Annotated in this window: 12 protein-coding genes; all 12 read right to left on the reverse strand. The window is 69.3% G+C overall.

The features are described from left to right. Positions 1-6: 6 nt before the first annotated feature. Positions 7-1116: a D-alanine--D-alanine ligase family protein gene (locus E3O48_RS12910; protein WP_134539331.1), complete on the reverse strand. Its 1110-nt coding sequence runs from the start codon at positions 1114-1116 to the stop codon at positions 7-9. Further along, positions 1019-2146, reverse strand: a complete 1128-nt coding sequence (locus E3O48_RS12915; RefSeq protein WP_134539333.1) for an NAD(P)H-dependent glycerol-3-phosphate dehydrogenase — start codon at positions 2144-2146, stop codon at positions 1019-1021. The genes E3O48_RS12910 and E3O48_RS12915 overlap by 98 nt, the downstream gene beginning before the upstream one ends. After that, positions 2136-2945: a lysophospholipid acyltransferase family protein gene (locus tag E3O48_RS12920; RefSeq protein ID WP_370249972.1), complete on the reverse strand. Its 810-nt coding sequence runs from the start codon at positions 2943-2945 to the stop codon at positions 2136-2138. Before E3O48_RS12920 ends, E3O48_RS12915 begins: the two co-directional genes overlap by 11 nt. Before the next feature lie 7 nt (positions 2946-2952). After that, complete coding sequence (gene murA, locus E3O48_RS12925) at positions 2953-4281, reverse strand: UDP-N-acetylglucosamine 1-carboxyvinyltransferase (protein ID WP_134539647.1); 1329 nt, start codon at positions 4279-4281, stop codon at positions 2953-2955. A gap of 101 nt (positions 4282-4382) precedes the next feature. Beyond that, entirely contained in the window at positions 4383-4991 is a 609-nt protein-coding gene (gene leuD / locus E3O48_RS12930; RefSeq protein WP_134539335.1) for a 3-isopropylmalate dehydratase small subunit, read from the reverse strand. Between the two features lie 2 nt (positions 4992-4993). Next, complete coding sequence (gene leuC / locus E3O48_RS12935) at positions 4994-6439, reverse strand: 3-isopropylmalate dehydratase large subunit (protein ID WP_134539337.1); 1446 nt, start codon at positions 6437-6439, stop codon at positions 4994-4996. A gap of 159 nt (positions 6440-6598) precedes the next feature. After that, positions 6599-7114, reverse strand: coding sequence for an FHA domain-containing protein (locus tag E3O48_RS12940; protein WP_134539339.1), 516 nt, complete (start codon positions 7112-7114; stop codon positions 6599-6601). 50 nt (positions 7115-7164) lie between these two features. Next, the gene (locus tag E3O48_RS17675; protein WP_166788703.1) at positions 7165-7677 is read right to left on the reverse strand and encodes a hypothetical protein; all 513 of its coding nucleotides are present in this window, start codon (positions 7675-7677) and stop codon (positions 7165-7167) included. Further along, entirely contained in the window at positions 7599-9518 is a 1920-nt protein-coding gene (locus E3O48_RS12945) for a transglutaminase domain-containing protein (protein WP_134539340.1), read from the reverse strand. Before E3O48_RS12945 ends, E3O48_RS17675 begins: the two co-directional genes overlap by 79 nt. Then, positions 9515-9868, reverse strand: a complete 354-nt coding sequence (locus E3O48_RS18065) for a hypothetical protein (RefSeq protein WP_241982523.1) — start codon at positions 9866-9868, stop codon at positions 9515-9517. Before E3O48_RS18065 ends, E3O48_RS12945 begins: the two co-directional genes overlap by 4 nt. A gap of 17 nt (positions 9869-9885) precedes the next feature. Then, entirely contained in the window at positions 9886-10815 is a 930-nt protein-coding gene (locus tag E3O48_RS12950; RefSeq protein WP_241982524.1) for a DUF58 domain-containing protein, read from the reverse strand. Then, on the reverse strand, positions 10812-11780 hold the full coding sequence (locus tag E3O48_RS12955; protein WP_134539342.1) for a MoxR family ATPase: 969 nt from the start codon (positions 11778-11780) through the stop codon (positions 10812-10814). The genes E3O48_RS12950 and E3O48_RS12955 overlap by 4 nt, the downstream gene beginning before the upstream one ends. Between the last annotated feature and the right edge of the window lie 7 nt (positions 11781-11787).

Consider the following 11787-nt stretch of genomic DNA (forward strand, 5'->3'; position numbering starts at 1 on the left):
GCAGGCTCAGGCCGCCCGGACTCCGCGGCGGCTGAGCGCCACTTCGATCAGCTCGTCGATCAGCTGCGGATACGTGTAGCCGCTGGCGAGCCAGCAGCTGGGGAACATCGAGATCGGCGTGAACCCCGGCATCGTGTTGATCTCGTTGATCACCCAGCCGTCCGCGGTGTGGAAGAAGTCCACCCGGGCAAGGCCGGCGCCGTCGATGGCCTCGAACGCGCGGATGGCGAGCCTCTGCATCTCGGCCAGTTCCGTCGCCGACAGGTCGGCCGGGCAGACCAGGTCGATGCCGGGCGCGCCCAGGTACTTCGCGGCGAAGTCGTAGAAGTCACGGCCGCGGACGAGCACCTCGCCGGCGACGGATGCCCGGGCCGGCTCCCCGCGTCGCCCCTGGAGTACCGCGATCTCGAGTTCGCGCCCGACCAGGCCGGCCTCGATCAGCACCTTGTCGTCCTCGGCGAGTGCCACCCGCATCGCCTCGGCGAGCTGGTCCCTGGTCGACACCTTGCTGACGCCGACGCTGGACCCGGCCCTGGCGGGCTTGACGAACACGGGAAGCCCGAGTTCCTCGATCGCCGCGTGGGCCATCCCGGGGGCTTCGGCCCAGTCATCCGCCGTGATGGTGCGCCACGGCGCGACCGGGAGGGACGCCTGCTGGAAGACGGTCTTGGTGAAGTGCTTGTCCATGCCGAGGGCCGACGCGAGCACGCCTGACCCCACATAGGGCAGACCGGTGAGTTCGAGCAGGCCCTGGACGGTGCCGTCCTCCCCGAACGGCCCGTGCAGGATCGGGAAGACCAGGTCGACGTTGCCGAGCGAGCGGGAGTCGAGCCCGGCGCCGTCCGTGACGGTCAGCTGCCGGCTCAGGGTGCTCTCCGGCCAGCGCACCCGACTGCCGTTGTCGAAGACCTCCGGCAGCTCGGCCTGGTTCAGCGCGAACCGGGCCGGGTCGTCCTCCTCGAGCACGAAGGCGCCATCCCGGGTGATCCCGATCGGGATGACGTTGTAGCGTTCGCGGTCAATTGCCGCCAGGACGCCGCCCGCCGTGGCGCAGCTGATCGAATGTTCGCTTGACCGACCCCCAAAGAGCAGCGCCACCGTGAGCTTGTGAGTCATCGATCGTCCTTTCGCCCTGCGGCTCATCCGAGTCCGTGGTGAGGTGCGGGGCGAGGTCCCGCGGTTTCAGAGTACCGGCCAGCACCTGGCGGACCTGCTCGACGATGGGCATGTCCACCCCCTTGGCGCGGGCCAGGTCGAGAATGGGGCCGACGGATGCGAGGCCCTCGGTGGTCTGCTGCATCTGCTTGACGACGTCGGCGATGCCGTAACCCTGGCCGAGGAGCCGGCCGGCGGTGTTGTTCCGCGACAGCGGCGACTGGCAGGTCGCGATGAGGTCGCCGAGCCCGGCCAGCCCGGCCAGGGTCTCCGACCGGGCGCCGTAGGCCACGGCGAAGTCGGTCATCTCGACCAGGCCGCGGGTGATGATCGACGCCTTGGTGTTCTCGCCGTAGCCGACCCCGTCCACGATGCCGATCGCGACCGCGATCAGGTTCTTGAGCACGCCGCCGAACTCGGTGCCGATGACATCCGTGTTGACGTAGGAGCGGAAGTATCGGTTCGTGGCGAGCATGGCGACCGCCTGCGCGGTTTCGAGGCTGTTGGAGGAGACGACGGCCGCGGTGGGCTGCTCCTTGGCGATCTCGAGGGCGAGGTTGGGTCCGGAGATGGCCGCGATCAGGTCGGGGTTGATCGGCAGGACCTCGGCGATGATCTCGCTCATCCGCATGCCGGAGCCGCGCTCGACGCCCTTCATCAGGGAGACGACGATCGCGCCGGGCGCGAGGAACGGCTCGGCGAGGATCAGGTTCTCCCGCAGCGACTGGCTCGGCACGGAGACGAAGACCTGTTCCGCGCCGGCGAGGGCGAGGTCGAGCCGTGAGGTGGCGCGGAGCCCGGCGGGCAGGTTGATGCCGGGGAGGTAGTCGCTGTTGCGGCGCCCCTCGGTGATCTCCCTGGCCAGTTCGGGGCGGCGCGCCCAGAGCACGACGTCCGCTCCGCCGTCGGCCAGGATCTTCGCGAATGTGGTGCCCCAGCTGCCGGCACCGAGAACGGCGACCCGCTTGCCTGGCTGAACCTTAGGCTTCAAAACGGCCGGTCTCTTTCTGATCGTGTTCGGCGGGATTCCAGCGCTTCACGGGCGCTTTCTCCCCGCGGAGGTCTTCGAGCAGGTGCGTGATGGCTTCCATGACGATGGTGGTCGCCTCGTTCAGCGTCGCCGTGTCCAGGTTGCGGCCGCGGAATTCGGCCAGGTCGATCGGGTCGCCGATCTTGACCAGCACCGTCTTGCGCGGAAACAGGCTGACCCTCTTCGAATACCGGGGAAGCAGCGCCTGGGTGCCCCAGTGGGCGACCGGGACGATCGGGATTCCCTGTTCGAGGGCGATCCGCACCGCCCCCGTCTTGCCGCGCATCGGCCACAGGTCGGGGTCGCGGGTGAGCGATCCCTCGGGGTAGACGACGACCATCTGGCCGTTGCGGACGAGCCGTTCGGCTGCCTTGACCGGTTCGTTTCCGCGCACGGCACCGCCCCGGGCGACCGGGATCTGCCCGGACTTGCGCAGCAGGGCGCCGAGCACGGGGATCGCGAAGACGGAAGCCTTCGCCATGAACCGGGGCGCACGCCCCAGCTTCCAGCTCAGGACGCCCATCACCAGCGGGTCGATCTCGCTGAAGTGGTTGGGCGCCATCACGAACGCGCCCGACCGCGGGAACTTGCCGGCATCGGTGATCTTGTAGCGCACCGACAGGTTGATCAGTGGCAGCACGAGGGCCGCCAGCACCCAGAAGACCGACGGCCGGGTGGTCTCCGACCCTTCCCTCGTCTTCGTCACTCGTTGCTTCGGCAGTGGTTCATCCGGCTGGGACTCTTCATCGGGAACTGGCACAGGCCCATTATCCTTCGAGATCGAAGTCAGCCCCCAACAGTTCGAGCTTGGTGATGAAGTTCTCGTAGCCGCGGCTGATGATCCCCACGTTGCTGACGGTCGAGGTGCCCTCGGCGGTGAGCGCCGCGATCAGGTGGCTGAAACCGCCGCGCAGGTCGGGAACCTCGATGTCGGCGCCGTGCAGCTTCGTCGGACCGGTGATGACGGCCGAGTGGTTGAAGTTGCGCTGGCCGAAGCGGCAGGGATGCCCGCCGAGGCATTCACGGTGGATCTGGATCGTGGCACCCATGTCCACGAGAGCGTCGACGAAGCCGAACCGCTGCTCGTACACGGTCTCGTGCACGATCGAGACGCCGTGCGCGTGGGTGAGGGCGACGACGAGCGGCTGCTGCCAGTCGGTCATGAAGCCCGGGTGCACATCCGTTTCGATGATGACGGGCTTCAGGTCGCCGCCCGGGTGGTAGAAGCGGATGCCGTCGTCCTCGATGTCGAACGCGCCGCCGACCTTGCGGAACACGTTGAGGAAGGTGAGCATCTCGGCCTGCTTGGCGCCGCCGACGAAGATGTCGCCGTCGGTGGCCAGGGCGGCGGCGGCCCAGCTGGCCGCCTCGTTCCGGTCGAACAGGGCACGGTGGTTGTAGCCCTCGAGCCGTTCGACGCCCTCGATCCGGATCACCCGGTCGGTGTCGACCGTGATGATGGCGCCCATCTTCTGCAGGATGTTGATGAGATCCATGATCTCCGGCTCGATCGCCGCGCCTTTGAGCTCGGTGATGCCCTCGGCGCGAACGGCGGTGAGGAGCACCTGCTCGGTCGCTCCGACGCTCGGATACGGCAGGGACACCTTGGTGCCCTTGAGGCCGTTGGGTGCGGACATCCGGATGCCGTTGGGCTGCTTCTCGACCACGGCGCCGAACTTGCGCAGCACATCGAGGTGGTAGTCGATCGGGCGGTCGCCGATGCGGCAGCCGCCGAGATCGGGGATGAACGCCTCGCCGAGGCGGTGCAGCAGCGGCCCGCAGAACAGGATCGGGATGCGGGAGGAGCCGGCGTGCGCGTCGATCGCGGCGAAGTGGGCGCTCTCGACGTCGACCGGGTCGAGGAGCAGTTCGCCGGGCTCGACGCCGTCGGTGACCTTGACGCCGTGCACCTCGAGCAGCTCGCGCACGATGCGCACGTCGCTGATGTTCGGCACGTTCTTGAGCACACTCGGGCTCTCCCCGAGCAGAGCGGCCACCATGGCCTTCGTGACCAGGTTCTTCGCGCCCTTCAGCTCGATCCGACCGCGCAACGGGATGCCGCCGCGGATGGTGATCTTGTCGCCCTTCAACCCCACGGCTGCGCCCCAGTTCTGGGCGTTCTGCGCGTTCTCGCGGTTCTGCTCATCTTCACGCTGCTGCGCGACTTCACGATTGCGCTCGACTTCACTGACTGTGCTCACTGATTTACCTGCTTCACGGGGAGAGTACGGGGCCGCCAGGGCTCCCGATGGGATTCGAATTCTGAGATCCGCGCCTCGTCGCGCAGGGTCAAGCCGATGTCGTCGAGGCCTTCGAGAAGGCGCCAACGGGTGTAGTCGTCGATCAGGAACGGGATCGTCAGATCGCCGACCCGTGCAGTGCGGGCAACCAGATCGACGGTGAGTTCTATTCCCGGGTCGGCCTCGATTTCGTCCCAGAGCAGTTGCGCGTCCGCCTCGGTGATCTGGCCCGCGAGCAATCCCTGCTTGCCGGAATTGCCCCGGAAGATGTCGCCGAAGCGCGGGCTGAGCACGACGTCGAAACCGTAGTCGCGGAGCGCCCACACGGCGTGCTCGCGGGAGGAACCGGTGCCGAAGTCGGCGCCGGCGACGAGCACCCTGGCTCCCCGGTAGGCCGGCTGGTTGAGCACGAAGTCGGGGTCCTGCCGCCAGGCGGCGAAGAGCGCGTCGTCAAACCCGGTCTTGGTGACGCGCTTGAGGTAGACGGCCGGGATGATCTGGTCGGTGTCGACGTTGGATCGGCGCAGCGGCAGCGCGATTCCCGTGACGGTCGTGAACTTCTCCATGGTCAGTTGTCTCCATCCTGGATCAGGTCCCACGGGCTGGACAGGGTTCCGCGGATCGCGGTGGCCGCGGCGACGAGCGGGGACACGAGGTGGGTGCGTCCGCCCTTGCCCTGCCGGCCTTCGAAGTTGCGGTTACTGGTCGAGGCGCAGCGCTCACCGGGGGCGAGCTGGTCGGGGTTCATGCCGAGGCACATCGAGCAGCCGGCGAACCGCCACTCGGCGCCGAAGTCGGTGAAGACCTTGTCGAGGCCCTCTGCCTCCGCCTCGATCCGCACCCGTGCGGAACCGGGCACGACGAGCATCCGCACCCCGTCGGCGAGGGAGTGCCCCTTGACGATCTCGGCGGCGGCGCGGAGGTCTTCGACCCGGCTGTTGGTGCAGGAGCCGAGGAAGACGGTGTCGACCCTGATCTCCTTCATCGGGGTGCCCGCGGTGAGGTCCATGTAGTCGAGGGCACGCTCGGCGGCGGCGCGTTCGTTCGCGTCGACGATGCCGGCCGGGTCAGGCACAGTCTCGCTGAGGGAGACGCCCTGGCCGGGGTTTGTGCCCCAGGTGACGAAGGGTTCGAGGGAGTCCGCGTCGAGCACGACCTCCGCATCGAAGACGGCGCCGTCGTCGGTCGGGAGGGTGTCCCAGTAGGCGACGGCGTCGTCCCAGTCCTGGCCGGACGGCGCGTGGGCGCGGCCCTTCAGGTAGGCGTAGGTGGTCGCATCCGGAGCCACCATGCCGGCCCGCGCGCCGGCCTCGATCGACATGTTGCAGATCGTCATCCGGCCCTCCATCGAGAGGTCCCGGATGGCGCTGCCACGGTACTCGAGCACATAGCCCTGGCCGCCGCCGGTGCCGATCTTCGCGATCACTGCGAGGATGATGTCCTTGGCCGTCACGCCGGGGCGCAGGGTGCCGTCGACGGTGATCGCCATCGTCTTGAACGGCTGCAGCGGCAGCGTCTGCGTGGCCATGACGTGTTCGACCTCGCTGGTGCCGATGCCGAGGGCCATCGCCCCGAAGGCGCCGTGGGTGGAGGTGTGGGAGTCGCCGCAGACGACGGTGATCCCGGGCTGGGTGAGCCCGAGCTGCGGTCCGACGACGTGCACGATGCCCTGCTCGATGTCGCCGAGGGAGTGCAGGCGGATGCCGAATTCCTCGCAGTTGCGGCGCAGGGTCTCGATCTGGGTGCGGCTGGTGGGGTCCGCAATGGGCCGGTCGATCGCCAGCGTCGGGGTGTTGTGGTCTTCCGTGGCGATGGTCAGGTCCGGGCGTCGCACGGGGCGGCCGGCCAGGCGGAGACCGTCGAAGGCCTGCGGGCTGGTCACCTCGTGCACGAGGTGCAGATCGATGTAGATGAGGTCGGGTGTGCCGTCCTCGCCCTTGGCGACGAGGTGCTTGTCCCAGACCTTCTCGGCCAGGGTGCGCGGTCGGGTGCCCGTGAATGTTGCGTCAGTCATGTGTGTGTGCGTCTTCCTCAAGATTGGTGGCAGCCAACGACAGACTCCGCGACAAGGGAGGCCTCAGAACTGGGACTCGTCGCGGCAGAGAAGAAGAAGTCGACCGAACAGCACTCCGACAGGCTAACACTTCGCCTGCGGCGAGACCGGAAGCGGCGCTCATTCGCGGCTGACGGTGACGCCGAATTCGCCCAGGATCAGGCGTGATCCTGCTTCAAGAATTCCTTGCCCGTTCGGGTCGAGATCGGTCACCCGGCCGTCGGGGTCCGTGATCGACACCCCGTTGGTGGAGCCGAGGTCGGTCACCGAGAGGGTCTGGCCGCCCGGGTCGATCACGGCGTGCGTCTTCGAGACGGACCTGGCAGGGTCGTGCACGCGAACGAGCCCGGCGTGCGGGCGGGAAGCGACCTCGGCCGAGTCACGGCCCAGCACGAGCGTCCCCGTGACGACGATCGATTGCCCATCGTCGAGGGTCAGCCGCCAGGCGGCGACCGATGACTGCTCCGGGGCCGGCACCGACCGCGGCGGCAGTGCGGGGGCGGGCATCCCGCCGATCGGGGCAGGCAGGAAGGCCGGGAACGAGGCCGGGACGACATCCTCCGCCGGCACCGTCGATTCATCGTCCCGCTCGGGAACGAGCCATGGCGGGGGAACGATGAAGCCGGGTTTGTCCACCCCGCCACTCTACCGATGCAGCACCGTCGCACCGGGGAGCACGGTGCGGGTCACTTCCGCCTGCTCGTGTCCCGCTTCCGCCAATCCTGCTTGTTCCAATCGCGCCTGGAACGGATCCGGAACCGGCCGACCAGCCGGCGCAGGCGCCCTGCCGACGTCTCGGCGATCCCGAGTGAGTCGAGGGCCTCGGCCCAGCTCTGCTCCACGAGGTCGTCGTCGATCTCCCGGCCGTTGAACACGGCACGGTCGACCCGCCCGGCCAGGGGGGTGAGCCCGGCGGATACCGGATACTGACCGGCCGGCTGCTGACCGGCCAGCTGGCTCTCCAACGCGGCGGCGACGAGGAGCCGCGTGGTGCCGCGGGGAACCTCGAAGCCCAGCTCGGAGTATCCGTCGGTCAGTTCGTCCCAGGATCCGGCCACCCGAAGGTCGCCGCTGCCCGCGCTGCGCCGGCGGCGGCGCCGCCGGGCCTTGAGCGCGCCGATCACGAGCAGGGGGCCGCCGACCAGGAGGGCCGGGATTCCGATGACGCCGATGACGACCCACGCCCACCCGGGCAGCACCAGCCCTGTGCCCTTGTCATCCTTCTTGGTGTCGTCGATCTCGACGGCGGTGAGGAGGTCATCGGACTGGTTGTCGGAGCGGGGCGGCTGGCGCACCTGGGGCTGCGGAACGGACTTGGGCTTCGGGGTCTGGTCCTGGGGGACATCTGTCGGTCGGGAGTCGGGAAGAACGGAACCCAGCCGATCCCGTCGAAGGCCACCTCGACCCAGGCCGTGACGTCGGAACCGGTCACTTCCACGCTCGCGGCGCCCTCCGGCACGTCGGGGGCGAAGCCCATCACGACCCTGGACGGGTAGCCGAGGCTGCGGGCCATCAACGCCATGGCGGCGGCGTACTGCTCCTGGTCGCCGACCATCTGACTGCGGGTGAAGAGCTCGTCGATCCGGTCCGCACCGTGGCCTGCCCGGGAGGGGACGCCGTCGGAGGCCAGGCCGTGGCTGAGGAAGCCCTGAGTCTTCAGGGCCTTCTGAATGGCGCGGAGCTTGTCGATCGGGGTGTCCGCGCCGCCGGTGTACTCCGCCGCCTTGGCCACGACGACGTCGGGGATGTTCTCTGCCGCCGGCAGGGTCATCGCCGCGACCGGGACGGCCTCGAGGTCCTCGTCCTTGTAGGTCTGCTGCAGTTGGGCCCTGGTGGTGTACCGATAGCCGCTCTTCACACCGGCGGTCAGCACGGCGGTGCCGCTGCCGGCGTTGTAGCGCAGGCTCTCGGCCTCCGCACTGCTGGCGGCGTCGTCGAAGTCGATCGTGCTCGGGTAACCGACGCCGGGCAGCCAGACGTCCGCGTAGCCGGAGTCGGTGATCGTGACGACGCTCGATTGAACGATTGTCACCAGCGGGGGGCGGGGAATCGTGCGCCCGACGAGGCGGAAGCTGCCGGATCCGCCGGCCTCGTCATCGGCCGCTGCGACGTTCCACAGCTTCCCGTCGTAGGAATCCATGCTGGCGAGGCGGAGGACCTGCCCGGTCGCCATACCCGTGGCCGTGAACAGGGCGGTGTCGGCGAGGGTCTTGGTGTAGCGGCGGAATCCGGCCAGCGGGCTCGGGAACGCCAGGGGGTCGAACGGCGGCTGGATCTCCTCCCGCAACACGAATCGGTCCTTCTGCACGGGGGCGAGCGCGGTACCGGCCAACGAGCCGCTCAGGATCGCCCCGACCACGACGACGACCGTGCCGGCCAGTTTGCGACGCAGCTGCCGGCGGGCTCCCGGCACGTCGCCCCGGTCGGTGTCGGGGCGGCGCCAGCCCAGCCAGACGAGCGCGATCACGGCGAAGGCGACGCCGCGGAGTCCGGCCAGGTACGGCTCGTCGGTGCCCATCAGGATGCCGGCAAGGTAGAGGAGGACCGGGCCGACAAGGAGGGCGCTCGCCCGCCAGACCGTTCGCCGGCGGGGCGGCAACCAGCGCAGGGCGAGCATGCTGCCGACCACGGCGATCAGCCAGGCGGCGAAATAGGGCAGCACGGGCATGTAGTACGGTGCCTCGACGGGCGTTCCGAGGGTGACGATGTCGGCCCAGCCGAAGACCGCGCCGACGGCGAGTCCGGCGGCGGAGGCGACGCTGGGGAACACGACGAGCAGACCCTGTGCCGGCATGGTGAACGGGGTGCCGAGCAGGAAGTAGGCGAGGATCGCGGCGAGGACGCCGACCAGGGCGCCCAGGCGCAGGCGGAAGCCGAGGATGGCGGCGCCGGTGCCGACGATCAGTCCGCCGAGCCCGGCGAGAAGGAAGTTGTAGTCGCCGAACGACGTTTCCAGGCCGAGCACACCGAGCACGGCCAGGGTGCCGAGCACGGCCAGGTCGGCGCCGGCCCGGGCGGGGAACGGCTGCAACCGGCTCATCGGTTCACCCGGCGCAGCAGGGCGGGCAGGTCGGTGAGGTGGCCCACGGTGATCACGGTGAGTCCTGATACTGCGGAGACACGGGGCGTCGCGCCTTCGTCGATGCGGAAGGCGACCGTCTTGGCGTCCTGCCCGAAGAGCGTCTGCACGGCACGGAACTCGGCCAGGTCGACCTGCGATCCGGCGACGATCGTCACCACGCTCGGTTCGGGCAGGCGCCGGGTGGCGTCCCTGGCGAAATCGCGCAGGGTCGGGTATCTCCCGAAGACCGGGTCGATCCGGCAGGAGTCGTCCAGAAGGGCCACCGGTGTCGCCGTCTTCAGCAGCCTGCCCTCGGTGACCACGCTCACCCGGGTGCCGTCGCGGATCACCTGAAGGGCGAGGGACGCCGTGACCGAGACGCCGAGCTCGAATTCCTCGTCGGAGGAGTAGCCGGCCGACTCGGCATGTGCACGATGGTCAGCTGGGAGCGGCGCGTCTCCTCGAACTGACGCACCATCAGCTGGCCGGTGCGGGCCGAGGTGCGCCAGTGCACGTTCCTCAGCGCGTCGCCGGGCACGTAGGCGCGGAGCGCATGGAAGGAGATGTCGTTATTGGTGATCTTCTTGGTGATCTCGCCCTCGAGGTCGCGCACGAGTCCCGCTGCGGAGGCCTGGAGCCGGGCGGTGACCGGGTGGACGAAGAGCTCGACCGGGTCGGTCCAGCGCACGGTGCGGCGCAGCAGCCCGAGCTGGTCGCCGCGCACGGACACGGCCGGGCCGGCGACGATCACCGCGCGCCGGTGGGTCGGCACGGCGAACAGTTCCTCGTGCCGGGCGGCGGCGGCCAGGCCGGGGATGACGAACTCGCCCAGGCCGTTGCCCACCGGGAGTTCCATCCGCGCGGGGAGCAGCCCCTTCTCGCCGGAGTTGATGACCGCCATCTGGCCGAGGGCGCGCTCCCCCGCCACGACCCGGTGCGGGTTCAGCTGCAGTTCGACTGCGTAGGTCGCCCGGCCGAAGACGAAGCCCACGGCGATGAGGAACGCGGCCAGGAGGGTGGTGGCGAGGTAGGTGAACTCGCTCCAGCCGAACGTCCCGGCGAGAACGAACGCTCCGGCGGCGGCGGCGAGCACGAGCCAGCCGACAGGGCCGACGACATCCGTCACCGGCCTGATGAATGCCCAGCCGCGGGCCAGGAGCTGGCCGACCAGGCGCCGGGCGTGGCGCAGGGCGTCGCCGAGGGCACGCCGGATGCCGTCCAGTGCCTGTTCGGCCTGGGTCACCCGGCGGGGTGCCTTCTCGGCGACGCGGCTCATGCGGCGCGGTAGGCGGGCGGTGCGACCTCGACGAGGATCCGGCTGACGATGTCCTCGGCCGTGACGCCGGCGAAGTCCGCCTCCGGCTCGACCATGATGCGGTGAGCGAGCACGGGAACGGCGAGGTCGCGGATGTCGTCGGGGGTCACGTAGGTGCGCCCCTGGGACAGCGCCCAGGTCTTCGCGGCCCGGGCGAGGGCGAGCGCGCCGCGCATGCTGACGCCGAGGGTCGACGAGGGATCGGTGCGGGTGGCCGTGACGATCTCGTTCAGGTAGCTCAACACGGCGGCGTCGACGAACACGTCGGAGGCGAGCTGGGCCATCGTGTTCACGGAGCCGGACGCGATGATCGGGGTGATCTTCGAGTCGCGGGCCCGGTTGGACGAGTCGAGCAGCAGGGTGACGGCGGTGGCGTGATCGGGGTAGCCGAGGCTCGTCTTGATCAGGAACCGGTCGAGCTGCGCCTCCGGCAAGGTGTAGGTGCCGGCCTGCTCGACCGGGTTCTGGGTGGCGATCACCATGAACGGGTTGCCGACCTCGTGGCTGACCCCGTCGACCGTGACCCGCCCCTCCTCCATGACCTCGAGCAGCGCCGACTGGGTCTTCGGGCTGGCCCGGTTGATCTCGTCGGCGAGCACGATCGACGCGAAGATCGGCCCCCTGTGGAACTCGAAGATGCCCTTGCCCTGGTCGTAGATGGTGACGCCGGTCACATCTGAGGGCAGCAGGTCAGGGGTGAACTGGATCCGGGAGTTGGTTCCGTCGAGCGTCTTCGCGAGGGCCTTGGCGAGCACGGTCTTGCCGGTTCCGGGGAAGTCCTCCAGCAGCACGTGGCCGCTGGTCAGCATCGCGGCGACGACGAGGCGCACGACGTGGTCCTTGCCGAGGATCGCCTGGTTGACGTTGTCGGCGAGTTTGCCGAAGGCGTCGGCGAACCAGTCCGCCTGCTCCTGGGTGACTGTCATCTGGTGC

The organism is Cryobacterium sp. HLT2-28, assembly GCF_004402495.1.
Taxonomy (GTDB): domain Bacteria; phylum Actinomycetota; class Actinomycetes; order Actinomycetales; family Microbacteriaceae; genus Cryobacterium; species Cryobacterium mannosilyticum.